Source organism: Pseudomonas sp. NPDC090752 (assembly GCF_055584805.1).
On record NZ_JBVJLI010000031.1, the window covers coordinates 14,115 to 29,590 of the forward strand.

Sequence of the window (15,476 nt, forward strand, 5' to 3'; positions counted from 1 at the left end):
CATGGCAGACCGTACTCCCACCCCACCCTCCACCCAGGAAAGCCCCTGGCTGGCCCTGCGCAACCTGACCCCTGCGCGTATCGCCCTGGGCCGCTGCGGCACCAGCCTGCCGACCGAGGCGCAGCTGGACTTCCAATTCGCCCACGCCCAGGCACGTGACGCCGTGCACCTGGCTTTCGACCACCAGGCCCTGACCGAACAGCTCAACGCTCGCGGACGCGACAGCCTGGTACTGCACAGCGCCGCCAGCGACCGCCACCAGTACCTGCAACGCCCCGACCTGGGCCGGCGCCTGAGTGACGATTCGGCCGAGCAGTTGCGCCAGCATGCCCAGTCCAACCCAGGCGGGTTCGACCTGGCCATCGTGGTCGCCGATGGCCTCTCGGCGCTGGCCGTGCACCGCCATACCCTGCCGTTCCTGGTCCGCTTCGAAGAGCAGGCCGCCGCTGATGGCTGGAGCAGCGCCCCCGTGGTATTGGTGGAGCAAGGCCGCGTGGCGGTGGCCGACGAAGTGGGCCAACTGCTCGGCGCGCGCATGACCGTGATGCTGATCGGCGAGCGGCCGGGCCTGAGTTCCCCCGACAGCCTGGGCCTGTATTTCACCTATGCGCCGAAGGTCGGCCTGACCGACGCCTACCGCAATTGCATCTCCAACGTGCGCCTGGAGGGCCTCAGTTACGGCATGGCTGCGCACCGCCTGCTATACCTGATGCGCGAGGCCTGCCGTCGGCAGTTGTCCGGCGTGAACCTGAAGGATGAAGCGCAGGTCCATACCCTCGACAGTGAAAACACCCCCAATCAGAAAGGCAACTTCCTGCTCGGCAAAGGGTAAACAACCTGTCACGGAGGGCGGATTGCGCTTCTGGCCGGCATTGGGCAGCATGGGTTTTTCAAAGCTGCTGGCATTCCGCTGTTTCCCCAAATGGACTCTGAGGGCCGCTCATGCGCATCATCAAGGCAACCCTGGAACACCTCGACCTGATTACCCCGCTGTTCGTCCGCTATCGCGAGTTCTATGGGCAGCTGCCCTATCCGGACAGCTCGCGCAAGTTTCTGGAAACACGCCTCAAGCGCGGCGAATCGGTGATTTATCTGGCCCTGCCAGATGAAGATGATGACAAACTGCTTGGCTTCTGCCAGCTGTACCCGAGTTTCTCGTCGTTGTCGCTGAAGCGGGTGTGGATTCTCAACGACATCTTTGTGGCCGAAGACTCGCGGCGCATGCTGGTGGCCGACCACCTGATGCGTGAGGCCAAGAAGATGGCCAAGGAAACCCAGGCGGTGCGCATGCGGGTGTCGACCAGCGCCGACAATGAGGCGGCGCGCAAGACCTATGAATCCATCGGGTTTCGCAAGGATACCGAGTTCGAGAACTACATCCTGCCCATCAGCCAGGACTAGCCTGCACCGGCCCTTTCGCGGGGCAAGCCCGCTCCCACAGGTACACCACCGCTCTTGAGGGCAGTAGAGTACCTGTGGGAGCGAGCTTGCCCCGCGAAGAGGCCGGCACTGACGCCCCAGTAACCCCCCGCTACAATCTCCCCGGGCATGATTCCTACATAGCCGTATAATGCCTTCTCCTGACATGTGTGAAAAATTACCCTCCCGCAGGTCCGCGTGCCCGTAGCTGCGGGTCAAGAACACAGGTGCTGTACATGGATTTCAACCCGCTGGACCTCATCCTGCATCTCGATGCCTACCTCGACCTGCTGGTCACCAACTACGGTCCCTGGATCTACGCCATCCTGTTCACCGTCATTTTCTGCGAGACAGGCCTGGTGGTGATGCCCTTCCTGCCGGGCGATTCCTTGCTGTTCATTGCCGGCGCCGTGGCCGCCGGTGGCGGCATGGACCCGGTGTTGCTGGCGGGCCTGTTGATGGCCGCGGCAATCATGGGCGACAGCACCAACTACGTGATCGGGCGAACGGCGGGTGAACGGCTGTTCAACAACCCCAATTCGAAGATCTTCCGCCGCGACTACCTGCAGCGCACCCACGAATTCTACGAACGCCATGGCGGCAAGACCGTCACCCTGGCGCGCTTCCTGCCGATTCTGCGCACCTTCGCGCCGTTCGTCGCCGGTATCGCCCACATGCATTACCCGCGCTTTCTGGGCTTCAGCGTGGCCGGTTCGCTGCTGTGGGTCGGCGGCCTGGTGACCCTCGGCTACTTCTTCGGCAACGTGCCATTCATCAAGCAGCACCTGTCGCTGATGGTGGTCGCCATCATCTTCCTGTCGCTGGTGCCGATGGTCCTCGGCCTGCTGCGCGGCCGCCTGAGCCGCACGGCCAAGGCCCACTGACAACGTCCATGTGGTCCTTCAGCGCCTGGCGGCGCAAGCGCACCCTGGCGCGCTACCCGGTCGATCCGCAGCAATGGCAGGCAGTCCGCGAACGCCTGCCGATGCTCGACGGCATCAGCGACGACGAAGACCGCTGGCTGCGCGATGCCTGCATCCTGTTCCTGCTCGACAAGCACCTGACGACCCTGCCCGGGGTCGAACTGGACGATGAGCAACGCCTGTTGCTCGCTGCCCAGGCCCAGCTGCCGTTGCTGCACCTCGGCGAGCTGAACTGGTACCAGGGCTTCCATGAGATCATCCTTTACCCCGACGACTTCAAAAGCCCCCAACGCCACCGCGACGCCAGTGGCGTGGAACATGTGTGGGATGCCGAACACAGCGGCGAGGCGTGGCAGCAGGGCCCGGTGATCATGGCCTGGGCCGGGGTGCTGAGCAGTGGCGGCTGGGAGGCCTACAACCTGGTGATCCACGAACTGGCGCACAAGCTCGACATGCTCAACGGCGATGCCAACGGCCTGCCACCGCTACACGCCGGCATGCACGTGCAAGCCTGGGCCACGGCCATGCAGCAGGCCTATGACGACCTCAACCGCCAACTGGACGCCGACCCCGACGCCGAAACTGCCATCGACCCCTACGCTGCGGAAAATCCGGCGGAATTCTTCGCCGTCACCAGCGAGTATTTCTTCAGCGCCCCGGATCTATTGCAGCAGGCATATCCACAGGTGTACCAGCAGCTCATGCTGTTCTACCGCCAGGACCCGTTGGCGCGCCTGACAGGCTTGCAAGCCGAACACCCGGACTACCGCGAAAGCCACGCCTGATGCGCCCGCGCATCCGGTGAAGCGTGGCATGCAGGGGCGGAATGTGCCTATAATCGCCGCCACTTTTTCTGATCAGACACGGGGGCACTGCCCAATGAGCTACAGCAATATCAAGCCTGGCCAAGACCCGAACGACATCTACGTCGCCATCGAAATCCCAGCCAACCACGCGCCAATCAAATACGAAATCGACAAGGACAGCGACACCCTGTTCGTCGACCGTTTCATGGCCACCCCGATGTTCTACCCGGCCAACTACGGCTTCATCCCGAACACCCTGGCCGACGACGGTGATCCGCTGGACGTGCTGGTCGTTACCCCGTACCCCGTTGCTCCGGGCTCGGTCATCCGCGCTCGCCCAGTCGGCATCCTGAACATGACCGACGACGGCGGCGGCGACGCCAAGGTCATCGCTGTCCCACACGACAAGCTGACCCAGTTGTATGTCGACGTGAAGGAATACACTGACCTGCCAGGCCTGCTGCTGGAACAGATCAAGCACTTCTTCGAGAACTACAAAGATCTCGAGAAAGGCAAGTGGGTCAAGATCGAAGGCTGGGAAGGCGCTGACGCCGCCCGCACTGCGATCACCAAGTCGATCGCTGCCTACAAAGGCTGATATCGATTGCAAGAAGCCCCGCCTCGGCGGGGCTTTTTTGTGGGTGCTCGGCTAGCGGTAAAAAATCCTACGCAATCCTAATCCAACGCCCTACAACAAAGCCCTTTTCACACAGCTCGCGTCAACATCCGGTTCATTTCCCGGCTGGCACACCGCCGCTAGACTCGGCCGCATGAACAGATCCGGTGACCGCCTCAAGGCCCTGCTTCACGAGTGTGGCCTGACCCCTTCCGACTTCGCCGCACAGCGGTGTGTTACGCCCCAGCACGTCAACAACTGGTTCAAACGCGGCATCCCCTTGGCCCGTCTCGATGAACTGGCCGACCTGTTCTGCGTCCAGCGCCGCTGGCTGCGCAGTGGCGAAGGCCCCAAGCACCCCAGTTCGATTCGCAGCAGTATCGCCGTGCAGCCCGAGTGGGAAGATTCGCCAACATCGCTGCTGACCCCGGCCACACAGTTTGTGCAGGTGCCCTATCAGGAGGTGCGTGATGGCCGGCTCGTCGCCGTCGACAATCATTACCTGCAACTACCCGTCCAAGCACTACTGACCCTGGACGTGGCGGTGAAGGATGCGGTCTGCCTGGCCATGCCAAGCAACAACATGGCACCCTGGATCCTCCGCGACGCGATCCTGGCCATCGACCTCCGCCAGACCCAGGTGATAGACGGTGAAACCTATGCCCTGATGCACAACGGCACACTCAGGGTGAACAGCCTGAGCCTGGGCCACAATGGCACGCTGTGCCTGCACAGCCACGACCGGCGCAATTTCACCGTGGAGCGCTTCACCACAACCCAGCGCCATGCACAGCGCTTGCAGATCCTCGGCTGGGTCTTCCACTGGTCGCATTTCCGCCAGCATCGCCCTGACTGAAACACCCTGTGCCATTTTTTGCTGGGCATCCTGCGTCGGCCCTTGTATGCTACGCCGCACATTCAGCCCAGGCCCGCGCAAGCCGCGATCCAGACGGCTCGGCAGCGTTCCACACGAGCGTTCGCCCTCTCTTTCAGGCCCTTGCTGGCCACACAGTTAAGGCGGTTGCGGCTTACCATAAATTAGCCGGAAGCGTCCCCGAGAAGCCGGCCACAAGCCGGCTTTTTAATGCCTACCCAATATGCCCATGAGTGCCAGCCGGACGTCGCATCGCGAATGACTTGATTTTCGCCTTGGAAGAATGTCGTCTTGCCGACCGTGAATTTGCTTTGGTCAGAAGTCATCAATCAATTCCTTGAAAATTCTGTGCCTGTGCTGGCCTCTTCGCGGGCAAGCCCGCTCCCACAGGGAAATCACACATTTCAAGACCTGTGCAGTACTTGTGGGAGCGGGCTTGCCCCGCGAAGAGGCCGGACCAGGCAGTACATCACCTGAGACTTAGTGCAGCGTCCGAGGCACCGTGGGCATCTGCACCTGAATCAGCGCCGACTCGAGCAAAGCGCGCAGCGCCTCCATTTGATGAATCGAGGCCATCATCAAGATCGACGCGGGGGATTTGGGCTGCAGCAGGAGCGCCTGATGGCCGACAGTCGCCGCGCACAGCGCGTAGTCCGTGGCCTGGATCAGGGTGTCTTCAAGGGAATGAACATCGTGGGGTGGATCGGGGACAATTTTAAGCATCGTGATCCTCTCTGACGTCAGTTAGAGGTCGACACTCATTACTTGCAGTGTGATGGGTGGCGGCCACGTACGGGTCTACAAGACCGGAGAGAGGCAAACCGGCAGGTATGAAAACCTCCCGCACGCGGCCACCATAAAACGAGCTAGATGAAATGCCATCTGCTTTGGTGTTCACCATGCCTTCTCTAAACGGGCTTGCAGGCCCGGTCGCTGATTTGGCAGCGACCGAGCCAGACTAGGCCGCAGCGAAAACCACCGCAGTGGCGCAAAGGCGGAAGCAAGCTATTTCAGAAATGGACTACAAGCAACGGTAAAAATCTGATGATTTCAGGAGAAACCCGTCAGAAATCATACCGCGCGCCCACCATCATGCTGCGCGATGGCCCATAAAAGTTGAACGTCGACGTCGACCCCACCCGCGACAGGTAATCCCGGTCGAACAGGTTGTTGACGTTGAACGTCGCCGTCAGCTTCGAGGTCACCGGATAGGACAACATCGCATCCACCGTCGCATACCCCGGTGCATCGATGCGCACGCCGCCGTTCTCGGAATAGAAGTTGCTCATAGCCGACACCCCGCCACCGATAGCCAGCCCAGTCAGCGGGCCTTGGCTGATGGTGTACTTGCTCCACAGCGACGCCTGATTGCGCGGCATGATGAAGAAGGTGGTTTCGGCGTCACCGTCGACGGTTTCGGTCTCCATCCAGGTGTAGCCTGCCAACAGCTCCCAATTTGGCGTCAGTTTGCCGCTGACTTCCACTTCCGCGCCCTTGACGCGGGTCTTGCCGGAGGCGACGGAGAAGCCGGTGTCCACGCCATCTTCGTCATATTCGGTGCTGGCGCGGTTCTTGTCGGTCAGGCGGAAGACCGAAAAGCGCGTATTGAGATCGCCACCGAAATAGCTGCTCTTGAGGCCAAATTCGTACTGCTCGCCCTCACGCGGCTTGAGCACCCGGCCATTGCCGTCAGTATCCGACTGCGGCTTGAACACCTGCGAATAGCTGGCATACAGCGCATGGTTTTCGGTCAGGTCATAGACCGCGCCAGCGTATGGCGTGAAGCGGCCATCCACCCGTTTGTCGTCGTCCACAGTCGACCCGCTGCTCAGGGTCGTGGTGTAGAAATCACCGCGATACCAGCTGAAGCGGCCACCGGCGATCAGCGCCAGGCGTTCGATCGGGCGGAAGGTGACCTTGGAGTACAGGCCGTACTCTTCCTCTTGCATGCCAGTTTCGGTGCTGTAGTTCGGCGATGGCTTGGCGAAGCGGGTCGGTGTGTAGGTATTGACGTTGATCGCACCGAGGTTGGTGGTGCCATTGAGGTACTGGGTGTCGTAGTTCTTGTAGTCGGTGCCGACCACGAACTCGCTGACCTGGCCGAAGGTCTCGAACGGCTGGCTATAGCTGGCGTCCAGCGAGTAGGTGTCCTGGGTGAAATCGCGGGCGCTGGCGCGCTCGGAGTTCGCCCCGGTGGTGGTGTTGGTCGCGGTGAAGGCATACAGGTAGTTGGTGTCGCGATGCGAGCCACGGGCCGCCACACGGCCATAGCCACCGTTGTCGAAGCGGTGCGTCAACTCGGCCACCAGGTCGGTGGTCTTGCCGTCGAAGTAGTTCCAGTCGGCGCCGAGGAAGCGGGAATGGCTGAAGTCAGGGACTTCACCGGACAACGTAGCCGGATAGCCGTTGTGCGGGGTGATGTTCTTCACTTCGTGGATCAGGCCGAACGACAGCTGGGTGTCGTCGTCCAGGTCGATATCCAGCGCGCCGTAGTAGCTGTTGCTGGTGTTGGCGTTGTAATCGACTTCGCCATTGGTGTCGTCACGCGAGGCGATGAAGCGCCCGCGCACGCGCCCCGCCTCGTCCAGCGGCCCGCTCAGGTCGATTTCTTCGTGGTTGGTGTCCCAGGTGCCGTAGCGGCCTTCGACATGGCCCTGGAATTCGGCGGTTGGGCGCTTGCGCACCATGTTGACGATGCCGCCAAGCTCGCTGGTGCTGCTGAACAGGCCGGCCGGGCCACGCATGATCTCGACCCGGTCGAAGGCCGCCAGCGAAGGCACGGTGCCAAAGATACTGGCCATCGGCGCCGGCAGGCCGTCGATGTTGAACTCGCTGTATTCATAGCCACGGGCGTAGATCGACGAACGGCCACTGTCGTTGGTCAGGGTGCGCAGGCCTGCGGTGTATTTGGCCAGGTCATCCAGGTGCACGAACTGGCGGTCCTTGACGTAGTCCTGGGTGTAGACGGTGATCGATTGCGGGATGTCCTTGAGCGCAGCAGGGGTCTTGGTGCCCACCGTGGCAGCGTCGACACTGTAACCACCGGTTTGCTCGGAAGGCAGCATGTCGTACAGGCGGTTGCCTTCGATGGTCAATGCCGGCAGGTCCAACGAACTGTCCTCGGTAGACGGGATCGCTACCGTTTCAGCCAGTGCCGACAACGAAAATGGCGCCAGCAGGCCCACGACCAACCCTCCGCGAACCCGTCGCGTGCTCCCCACACTTTTCAAACCGCTCATGACCCACCTATCGCCCAAATGATATTTAATCGCAAACGAAATACGTTTCTTTTTGCGAACGATACCGGACGAAAACCGGGGGTGCAGCAGACTTAACCTTCTTAACACACGGCATTGCCACGGGACGATTGCCCTCCTCCGCCCGCAGTGGGATGATCGCCAACTGATACCAGTTCTCATTCAAGACCTATATGCCCACCTCACTCCTGCTCGTCGAAGATGACTCACGTCTGCGTGAGGACTTGCAACGCCACTTCCTCAACCGGAGATTCCAGGTCCACGCCTGCAGCACCGGCACCGAAGCCCTGGGAGCCTTGCAGCAGAGCCATTTCGACCTGGTGTTGCTGGACATCATGCTGCCAGGCATCGACGGCCTCAGCCTGCTGGACGAACTGCGTCGCCAGCAGGCTGTGCCGGTGATGCTCATGTCAGCGCTGGGCGCCGAGCAGGACCGCATCAGCGGCTTTACCCGCGGTGCGGACGATTACCTGCCCAAGCCCTTCAGCCTTGCGGAGCTGGATGCGCGGGTCGATGCCCTGCTGCGGCGCGTGGCCTTCGGTCGCGGTACGGACTTGCACAACGAAGCTGGTCAGCTGGTGTTCGACCAGGACCTGCAGGATGTGCTGCACCACGGCAAGGCCGCCGGCCTCACCACGTCTGAATTCCGCTTGCTGGCCACGCTCAGCGCCCATCCCGGCGAAGCCTTGAGCAAAGCATTCCTCTACCAGACCGTGCTGCACCGGGCGTATACCCGCCTGGACCGCGGCCTCGATGTGCATGTCTGCAACCTGCGCCGCAAGCTCGCCGATATCGCCGCCCAGCATGTGCAGATCCAGGCCGTGCGCGGCCAGGGCTACATCCTGGTCGACGCGGAACAGGCCTGATGCGCCGCCATCCCTTGCTGTGGAAGTTGGCGGCCCTGCAGGTCAGCTTCTGCCTGCTGCTGACGTGGCTGATCTGGACCTGGGGCCTGTCGGTGGAGCGCAGCACCTATTTCCTGTCCCAGGCCGACCAGGACTACCTCGCACGCTACGCGCAACAGGCTGAAGACGCCTGGCAACAAGCTGGGGCGACTGGCGCCGAGGCCTATCGCCGCGAACTGGAGCGCGCTGAAGATACCTGGGCGGTGCTGATCGGCCCGCATTTGCAAAGCCTCGGTACTACACCGTTGACTGCCGATGAGGCCAGCCACCTGACCTTCATGCGCAAGCTCAGCTGGCCGATGAGCCGGCGCCTGCGCGATGAGCTGCCCTACGTCAGCATCGAATTCCCGCAGCATCCAGAAAACGGGCGACTGGTGATGCAACTGCCCGAACGCCTGCTGCCGACGGGCCTGACACCTTGGACCCATGTCATCACCCACGGCGTCGCCCCCACGCTGCTGGCCTTGCTGCTGGGACTGGCGATCTACCGACAATTGATCGTGCCGCTGAACCGCCTGCGCGACCGCGCCGATGCCTTGCGCGCGGACGATCTGGACAGCCCAGGCCTGCCGCTGCAAGACCGCCGCGACGAGCTTGGCGAACTGGCACAGGCCTTCGAACATATGGCCGGGCGCCTGCGCCAAAGCCTGGAGCAGCAACGCCTGCTGCTGCGCACGCTGTCGCACGAACTGCGCACGCCCCTGGCGCGGTTGCGCATCGCCCACGACAGTGGCTTGCCGCCTGAGCAAATGCGCGAGCGCCTGGAGCATGAAGTCAACGACATGCAGAAGCTGCTCGAAGACACCTTGGACCTTGCCTGGATGGACACCGAGCAACCGCAGTTGCCCACCGAACCGGTGCTGATAGTGTCGGTCTGGGAAGCGTTGTGCCAGGACGCCTGCTTCGAAAGCGACTGGGACCGCGCGCGCCTGCCCTGCTCGCTCGGCACCGATTGCCGGGTGCAGGTGCACCTGGACAGCCTGGCCCAGGCACTGGAAAACCTGATGCGCAACGCCATTCGCCATTCGCCCACTGACGGCCGGGTTTGCCTCGATGGTTGGCGTGAGGGCGACTGCTGGCACCTGCGCCTGAGCGACCAAGGCCCTGGCGTGCCACAAGCAGACCTCGAGCGCATTTTTCAGCCTTACCAGCGCCTACCCGACAGCGGCGCAGGCTTCGGCCTGGGCCTGGCCATCGCCCGCCGCGCGGTCGAGCTGCAAGGCGGCCGGCTGTGGGCCAGCAATGGCCATCCCGGCCTCTGCCTCCACCTGTTGCTGCCCATCGCCCAGGAATGTTTAGAAAGTTAATGCGCTTTACGCTCAATCAGGACTGATTATCCTCTTCGCTCAAACGCCTTGCGCCCCTCGCAAAGCCTCAATGAGACGCCAGATGAGCACGATCACCTTGTCCCTGACTTTGGCGCTGGCGCTGGCCACTCCGGTAGCGCTGGCGCAGCCCGAACGCGAACAGAAGATGGACACCTCGCTGCTGCAGCGCCAGGACCTGGCCTACCGCTTCAGCCACCTCGACCTGGATTCGGCCGATGGCCAGCGCCACTACCGCCTGTGGATCGGCAAACCGGACCGTCCGGCGCCCGCCGCGGGTTATCCGGTGCTGTGGATGCTCGACGGCAATGCCGCACTGGGCGCCCTGGACAGCGCGCAGTTGAACAAGCTCGCCGCTGGCCAGGCGCCCTTGCTGGTAGCGGTGGGTTACCAGACCGAACAGCGCATCGAGCGTGCCGGGCGTACCTACGACTACACGCCTGCGGTATCTGGGCTGGCAGAACAGCGCGACCCACTGACGGGCCAGCCGAGCGGTGGCGTGGATGCCTTCTTCGACCTGCTGACGCAACGGATGCGGCCAATGGTGGCTGGGGTGGCGCCCATCGACCTGCAGCGGCAGACGCTGTGGGGGCATTCCTACGGCGGATTGGCGGTGCTGCATGCGCTATTTACCCGGCCCGACGCGTTCAGCGACTACGCGGCGGCCAGTCCATCATTGTGGTGGCATGACGGGGCGATCGTTCGCGAAGCGCAGGGGCTGCAGCAGCACTTGGCGGGCAGCCGCCCAACATTGTTGCTGATGCGCGGCAGTGATGAGCCTTCGAACCCGCGTGCTCAAATGAAAGGCGATGTGCAGCGCCCGGCGCGGGAGCTGGCTGCGGACTTGGCCAAGGTGCCTGGCTTGCAGGTGCGCTATGAACGTTTCGAGGGGCTGGGGCATGGGCCGATGCTGCCGGCCTCGCTGAAGACCGTAATCGAAGGCATGTCCCGGTAATCGCCAAAGGTCGTAGATCGTCGGCTTGCCAGCACCGTGGCACTCTGGGGTATGCTTGCCCGGTCTTCAGGGCGGGGTGTAAGTCCCCACCGGCGGTAAATCGAAAGATGAGCCCGCGAGCGCCCCGGCCATGCCGGGGGTCAGCAGATCTGGTGCGACTCCAGAGCCGACGGTCATAGTCCGGATGAAAGAAGGCGTCAGCCAAGGGCCGTTTGGGCGCCCTTGCGCGCGCATTTTGTTCGCCCCGAGACGTTCATCGATCATTCACGAGGAGCGTTTCATGTCCCCCAAGCATCACCCGCAATTCCCCAATGTGTCCGCCGCCATCGCCGCCTTTCAGGCCGGGCGCCCCGTGCTGCTGCTCGACGATGACGACCGCGAGGACGAAGCCGACATCGTTGCCGCCGCCGAAAACCTGTCGTTGCAGACCATGGCCATGATGATTCGCGACTGCAGCGGCATCGTCTGTCTGTGCCTGGACGAAGCCACCGTCGATGCCCTGCAGCTGGCGCCGATGGTGCAGAACAACCAAGCCCGCCACGGCACCGGCTTCACCGTCACCATCGAAGCGGCCGATGGCGTCAGCACCGGGGTTTCGGCCCAGGACCGCATCACCACCATCGAAGCCGCGCTGCGCTCGACGGCCGAGCAGCGGCATATCGTCAGCCCCGGTCACGTGTTTCCGCTACGCGCGCGTGACGGTGGCGTGCTGACCCGCCGCGGCCATACCGAAGGCTCGGTGGACCTGGCGCGCCTGGCCGGTCTGCGGCCGGCGGCGGTGCTGTGCGAACTGATGAACCCCGATGGCAGCATGGCCCGGGGTGAGCAGGTGGCGGTGTATGCGCGGCAGTACAACCTGCCGGTGCTGACCATTGCCGAGCTGGCGCGGTGTCGGGAGGCGATGGTGGAGCTGGAAGCCGAACTCGCCTGATGCATTGTATGGGGCCGCTTTGCGGCCCATTCGCGGGGCAAGCCCGCTCCCACAGGATTATCACAAGTCGCAGGTTTGGTGCTATTCCTGTGGGAGCGGGCTTGCCCCGCGAAGAGGCCAGCAAATCCGGCCGAAGTTTGCTCCCCCCGCCCCGCTCTGCTAACGTCGCGCCGTTCTGATCCACCACCGAGACCTGTCGCCATGGCCCGCAAAAAAGCCTCCATCGATTTCGAGCAATCCCTCGCCGACCTGCAAGCCCTGGTCGAGCGCCTGGAGAACGGCGAGTTGTCGCTGGAAGACTCGCTGGCCGCCTTCGAGCAGGGCATCGCCCTGACCCGCGATTGCCAAGGCGCCCTGGCCCAGGCCGAACAAAAAGTGCAAATCCTGCTGGAGCGTGACGGCGAGCTCGCCGCACAACCCTTCGATGCGGAGCCCGAAGCATGATCAGCGCTTACCAGGCCAGCTGCCAGGCCCGCGTCGACGCCGCGCTCGAACCCCTGTTCATCGCGCCTTCCAAAGAGCTTGAGCGGCTGTATGCCGCCATGCGCTACAGCGTGATGAACGGCGGCAAGCGCGTGCGCCCGTTGCTCGCCTATGCGGCTTGCCAGGCCCTGGGCGCGCCGGCCGAACAGGCCAACGGCGCTGCCTGCGCGGTGGAGCTGATCCACGCCTATTCGCTGGTGCACGACGACCTCCCGGCGATGGACGATGACGACCTGCGCCGTGGCCAGCCGACCACCCATAAAGCCTTCGACGAAGCCTGCGCGATCCTCGCCGGTGACGGCCTGCAGAGTCTGGCCTTCAGTGCCCTGCTCGACCCACGCCTGAGCCCGCAGCCCGATAGCATCCGCCTGGCCATGGTCCAGGCCCTGGCCAAGGCCGCCGGTCCGGCCGGCATGGTCGGTGGCCAGGCCATCGACCTTGGCTCGGTGGGCCTGAAGCTCGATCAACAGGCGCTGGAATTCATGCACCGGCACAAGACCGGTGCGCTGATCGAAGCCAGCGTGCGCCTCGGTGCCCTGGCCAGCGGCCGCGCCGACCAGGCCCAGCTGGACGCCCTGCAGGCTTATGCACAGGCCATCGGCCTGGCCTTCCAGGTACAGGACGACATCCTCGACGTGGAAAGCGACACCGCCACCCTCGGCAAACGCCAGGGCGCTGACATAGCTCGTGACAAACCAACCTACCCGGCCCTGCTGGGCCTGGATGCGGCCAAGGCCTATGCGATCGAACTGCGCGACCAGGCGCTGAACGCCCTGCAAGGCCTGGGCGAAAACGCAGAGCCGCTGCGGGCGCTGGCACGCTACATCGTCGAACGCCGGCATTGATCAGGGCCGCTCTGCGGCCCAACAGCACACCCGTCTGAATGGGCAGTCTTTCCCACAATGGGGTAAACTGCCGCGTCTTAACACCTATAACGACTCGCCTGATGCCCACGACGTTTCAAGAGATCCCCCGCGAACGCCCGGTCACGCCGTTGCTCGACCGCGCTGACACGCCTGCCGGCCTGCGCCGGCTGGCCGAAGCCGACCTGGAGACCCTGGCCGACGAGTTGCGCCAGGAGCTGCTCTACACCGTGGGTCAAACCGGTGGGCACTTTGGTGCCGGCCTGGGTGTGATCGAGCTGACGATCGCCCTGCACTACGTCTTCGACACCCCGGACGACCGGCTGGTGTGGGACGTCGGCCACCAGGCCTACCCGCACAAGATCCTCACCGGCCGGCGCAACCGCATGCTGAGCCTGCGGCAGAAGGACGGCATTGCCGCCTTCCCACGCCGCAGCGAGAGCGAGTACGACACCTTCGGCGTCGGCCACTCCAGCACCTCGATCAGCGCCGCACTGGGCATGGCCATCGCCGCCCGCCTGCAGAACAGCGCGCGCAAGTCGATCGCAGTGATCGGTGACGGCGCATTGACCGCCGGCATGGCCTTCGAGGCGTTGAACCACGCCCAGGAAGTCAACGCCGACATGTTGGTGATCCTCAACGACAACGACATGTCGATCTCGCGCAACGTCGGTGGCCTGTCCAACTACCTGGCCAAGATTCTCTCCAGCCGCACCTACGCGAGCATGCGCGAAGGCAGCAAAAAAGTGCTGTCTCGCCTGCCTGGCGCCTGGGAAATCGCCCGCCGCACCGAAGAATACGCCAAAGGCATGCTGGTCCCAGGCACCCTGTTCGAAGAACTGGGCTGGAACTACATCGGCCCGATCGACGGCCACGACCTGCCGACCATGATCGCCACCCTGCGCAACATGCGTGACCTCAAGGGCCCGCAGTTCCTGCACGTGGTGACCAAGAAAGGCAAAGGCTTCGCCCCGGCGGAAATCGACCCGATCGGCTACCACGCCATCACCAAGCTCGAACCCGCTAACAAGCCGGCCGCACCGAAGAAGGCCAGCGGGCCAAAATACTCCGCGGTGTTCGGCCAGTGGTTGTGCGACATGGCCGCCGCCGACAATCGCCTGGTGGGTATCACCCCGGCGATGAAGGAAGGCTCCGACCTGGTCGACTTCAGCGAACGCTACCCCGAGCGCTACTTCGACGTGGCCATCGCCGAGCAGCATGCGGTGACCCTGGCTGCGGGCATGGCCTGCGAAGGCAGCAAACCGGTGGTGGCGATCTATTCGACCTTCCTGCAGCGCGCTTACGATCAGCTGATCCACGACGTGGCGGTGCAGAACCTCGACGTGCTGTTCGCCATCGACCGCGCCGGCCTGGTCGGCGAAGACGGCCCGACCCACGCGGGCAGCTACGATTTGTCGTACCTGCGTTGCATCCCGGGCATGCTGGTGATGACGCCGAGCGACGAGAACGAGCTGCGCAAGATGCTCAGCACCGGCCACCTGTATAACGGCCCGGCGGCGGTACGTTACCCGCGCGGTACCGGCCCTAACGCGCCGATCAGCGGCGACCTGGAACCGCTGGAAATCGGTAAGGGCGTGGTTCGCCGCCAAGGCGAAAAAGTCGCCTTGCTGGTGTTCGGCGTGCAACTGGCCGAAGCCCTGCAAGTTGCCGAGCAGATCAATGCCACCGTGGTCGACATGCGTTTCGTCAAGCCGCTGGATGAGGCGTTGGTGCTTGAGTTGGCCGCCAACCACGAATTGCTGGTAACCCTTGAAGAGAACGCCATCATGGGCGGTGCAGGGGCTGCCGTAGGCGAGTTCCTGGCCAGCCAGAGCGTGATCAAGCCGTTGCTGCACCTGGGGCTGCCGGACATCTATGTCGAACACGCCAAGCCTGCGCAGATGCTGGCTGAGTGTGGGCTGGATGCTGCTGGGATCGAGGCCTCGGTGAAAGCCCGGATGGCCAAGCTCGGCCTATAAGGCCTCTTCGCGGGGCAAGCCCGCTCCCACAGGTTCTGCGCTAAACCCTGTGGGAGCGGGCTTGCCCCGGGTACAAACCGAAGACATCGTTTACATTTCAAACCGGGGACATTGTTTACAGGCTAATACGCATGATCAGG

General features: G+C 63.3%; 16 protein-coding genes and 1 riboswitch. Of the genes, 13 read left to right on the plus strand and 3 right to left on the minus strand.

Annotation, left to right across the window (positions count from 1 at the left end; genetic code table 11):
• Position 1: 1 nt before the first annotated feature.
• The 6 genes from eutC to ACZ6YA_RS25455 all read left to right on the plus strand — a co-directional run bounded on the left by eutC (position 2) and on the right by ACZ6YA_RS25455 (position 4,620).
• A complete protein-coding gene (eutC, locus tag ACZ6YA_RS25430) occupies positions 2-832 on the plus strand; it encodes an ethanolamine ammonia-lyase subunit EutC (protein WP_465900448.1) in 831 nt (276 codons plus the stop codon).
• A gap of 110 nt (positions 833-942) precedes the next feature.
• The gene (locus tag ACZ6YA_RS25435) at positions 943-1,401 is read left to right on the plus strand and encodes a GNAT family N-acetyltransferase (protein ID WP_465900449.1); all 459 of its coding nucleotides are present in this window, start codon (positions 943-945) and stop codon (positions 1,399-1,401) included.
• Between the two features lie 254 nt (positions 1,402-1,655).
• A complete protein-coding gene (locus ACZ6YA_RS25440; protein WP_465900451.1) occupies positions 1,656-2,303 on the plus strand; it encodes a DedA family protein in 648 nt (215 codons plus the stop codon).
• An 8-nt stretch (positions 2,304-2,311) separates the two neighbouring features.
• The gene (locus ACZ6YA_RS25445) at positions 2,312-3,127 is read left to right on the plus strand and encodes a M90 family metallopeptidase (RefSeq protein WP_465900453.1); all 816 of its coding nucleotides are present in this window, start codon (positions 2,312-2,314) and stop codon (positions 3,125-3,127) included.
• A gap of 94 nt (positions 3,128-3,221) precedes the next feature.
• Positions 3,222-3,746, plus strand: coding sequence for an inorganic diphosphatase (gene ppa / locus ACZ6YA_RS25450; protein ID WP_400798751.1), 525 nt, complete (start codon positions 3,222-3,224; stop codon positions 3,744-3,746).
• Between the two features lie 172 nt (positions 3,747-3,918).
• Positions 3,919-4,620 (plus strand): LexA family transcriptional regulator, encoded by a 702-nt coding sequence (locus ACZ6YA_RS25455; RefSeq protein ID WP_465900455.1) that lies wholly within the window; start codon positions 3,919-3,921, stop codon positions 4,618-4,620.
• Positions 4,621-4,802: 182 nt separating this feature from the next.
• Here ACZ6YA_RS25455 and ACZ6YA_RS25460 read toward each other — a convergent pair whose 3' ends face one another.
• The 3 genes from ACZ6YA_RS25460 to ACZ6YA_RS25470 all read right to left on the minus strand — a co-directional run bounded on the left by ACZ6YA_RS25460 (position 4,803) and on the right by ACZ6YA_RS25470 (position 7,877).
• Positions 4,803-4,964, minus strand: coding sequence for a hypothetical protein (locus ACZ6YA_RS25460; protein WP_465900457.1), 162 nt, complete (start codon positions 4,962-4,964; stop codon positions 4,803-4,805).
• A 154-nt stretch (positions 4,965-5,118) separates the two neighbouring features.
• Positions 5,119-5,361: a hypothetical protein gene (locus ACZ6YA_RS25465; protein ID WP_465900458.1), complete on the minus strand. Its 243-nt coding sequence runs from the start codon at positions 5,359-5,361 to the stop codon at positions 5,119-5,121.
• A 341-nt stretch (positions 5,362-5,702) separates the two neighbouring features.
• The gene (locus ACZ6YA_RS25470) at positions 5,703-7,877 is read right to left on the minus strand and encodes a TonB-dependent siderophore receptor (RefSeq protein WP_465900460.1); all 2,175 of its coding nucleotides are present in this window, start codon (positions 7,875-7,877) and stop codon (positions 5,703-5,705) included.
• Between the two features lie 191 nt (positions 7,878-8,068).
• Between ACZ6YA_RS25470 and ACZ6YA_RS25475 the strand changes: the two genes are divergently transcribed.
• The 7 genes from ACZ6YA_RS25475 (at position 8,069) to dxs (ending at position 15,336) form a co-directional block, all read left to right on the plus strand.
• Entirely contained in the window at positions 8,069-8,761 is a 693-nt protein-coding gene (locus tag ACZ6YA_RS25475; protein WP_465900462.1) for a response regulator transcription factor, read from the plus strand.
• A complete protein-coding gene (locus ACZ6YA_RS25480; RefSeq protein WP_465900464.1) occupies positions 8,761-10,107 on the plus strand; it encodes a HAMP domain-containing sensor histidine kinase in 1,347 nt (448 codons plus the stop codon). Before ACZ6YA_RS25475 ends, ACZ6YA_RS25480 begins: the two co-directional genes overlap by 1 nt.
• A gap of 82 nt (positions 10,108-10,189) precedes the next feature.
• The gene (locus ACZ6YA_RS25485; protein ID WP_465900466.1) at positions 10,190-11,080 is read left to right on the plus strand and encodes an alpha/beta hydrolase; all 891 of its coding nucleotides are present in this window, start codon (positions 10,190-10,192) and stop codon (positions 11,078-11,080) included.
• Between the two features lie 58 nt (positions 11,081-11,138).
• A riboswitch (FMN riboswitch) is annotated at positions 11,139-11,280 on the plus strand.
• An 80-nt stretch (positions 11,281-11,360) separates the two neighbouring features.
• Positions 11,361-12,011 carry a 3,4-dihydroxy-2-butanone-4-phosphate synthase gene (ribB, locus tag ACZ6YA_RS25490; protein ID WP_465900468.1) on the plus strand — a complete coding sequence of 217 codons (651 nt, stop codon included), beginning with the start codon at positions 11,361-11,363 and terminating at the stop codon, positions 12,009-12,011.
• A gap of 201 nt (positions 12,012-12,212) precedes the next feature.
• The gene (locus tag ACZ6YA_RS25495) at positions 12,213-12,455 is read left to right on the plus strand and encodes an exodeoxyribonuclease VII small subunit (protein ID WP_008092375.1); all 243 of its coding nucleotides are present in this window, start codon (positions 12,213-12,215) and stop codon (positions 12,453-12,455) included.
• Complete coding sequence (gene ispA / locus ACZ6YA_RS25500) at positions 12,452-13,339, plus strand: (2E,6E)-farnesyl diphosphate synthase (protein ID WP_465900470.1); 888 nt, start codon at positions 12,452-12,454, stop codon at positions 13,337-13,339. The genes ACZ6YA_RS25495 and ispA overlap by 4 nt, the downstream gene beginning before the upstream one ends.
• 101 nt (positions 13,340-13,440) lie before the next feature.
• Complete coding sequence (dxs, locus tag ACZ6YA_RS25505; protein WP_465900471.1) at positions 13,441-15,336, plus strand: 1-deoxy-D-xylulose-5-phosphate synthase; 1,896 nt, start codon at positions 13,441-13,443, stop codon at positions 15,334-15,336.
• The last annotated feature ends 140 nt before the right edge of the window (positions 15,337-15,476 follow it).

What these genes read in the sequence shown, in the direction of transcription:
- eutC (WP_465900448.1), top strand. Translation starts at nt 2, where the DNA reads ATGGCAGACCGTACTCCCACCCCACCCTCCACCCAGGAAAGCCCCTGG.
- ACZ6YA_RS25435 (WP_465900449.1), top strand. Translation starts at nt 943, where the DNA reads ATGCGCATCATCAAGGCAACCCTGGAACACCTCGACCTGATTACCCCG.
- ACZ6YA_RS25440 (WP_465900451.1), top strand. Translation starts at nt 1,656, where the DNA reads ATGGATTTCAACCCGCTGGACCTCATCCTGCATCTCGATGCCTACCTC.
- ACZ6YA_RS25445 (WP_465900453.1), top strand. Translation starts at nt 2,312, where the DNA reads ATGTGGTCCTTCAGCGCCTGGCGGCGCAAGCGCACCCTGGCGCGCTAC.
- ppa (WP_400798751.1), top strand. Translation starts at nt 3,222, where the DNA reads ATGAGCTACAGCAATATCAAGCCTGGCCAAGACCCGAACGACATCTAC.
- ACZ6YA_RS25455 (WP_465900455.1), top strand. Translation starts at nt 3,919, where the DNA reads ATGAACAGATCCGGTGACCGCCTCAAGGCCCTGCTTCACGAGTGTGGC.
- ACZ6YA_RS25460 (WP_465900457.1), bottom strand. Translation starts at nt 4,964, where the DNA reads ATGACTTCTGACCAAAGCAAATTCACGGTCGGCAAGACGACATTCTTC.
- ACZ6YA_RS25465 (WP_465900458.1), bottom strand. Translation starts at nt 5,361, where the DNA reads ATGCTTAAAATTGTCCCCGATCCACCCCACGATGTTCATTCCCTTGAA.
- ACZ6YA_RS25470 (WP_465900460.1), bottom strand. Translation starts at nt 7,877, where the DNA reads ATGAGCGGTTTGAAAAGTGTGGGGAGCACGCGACGGGTTCGCGGAGGG.
- ACZ6YA_RS25475 (WP_465900462.1), top strand. Translation starts at nt 8,069, where the DNA reads ATGCCCACCTCACTCCTGCTCGTCGAAGATGACTCACGTCTGCGTGAG.
- ACZ6YA_RS25480 (WP_465900464.1), top strand. Translation starts at nt 8,761, where the DNA reads ATGCGCCGCCATCCCTTGCTGTGGAAGTTGGCGGCCCTGCAGGTCAGC.
- ACZ6YA_RS25485 (WP_465900466.1), top strand. Translation starts at nt 10,190, where the DNA reads ATGAGCACGATCACCTTGTCCCTGACTTTGGCGCTGGCGCTGGCCACT.
- ribB (WP_465900468.1), top strand. Translation starts at nt 11,361, where the DNA reads ATGTCCCCCAAGCATCACCCGCAATTCCCCAATGTGTCCGCCGCCATC.
- ACZ6YA_RS25495 (WP_008092375.1), top strand. Translation starts at nt 12,213, where the DNA reads ATGGCCCGCAAAAAAGCCTCCATCGATTTCGAGCAATCCCTCGCCGAC.
- ispA (WP_465900470.1), top strand. Translation starts at nt 12,452, where the DNA reads ATGATCAGCGCTTACCAGGCCAGCTGCCAGGCCCGCGTCGACGCCGCG.
- dxs (WP_465900471.1), top strand. Translation starts at nt 13,441, where the DNA reads ATGCCCACGACGTTTCAAGAGATCCCCCGCGAACGCCCGGTCACGCCG.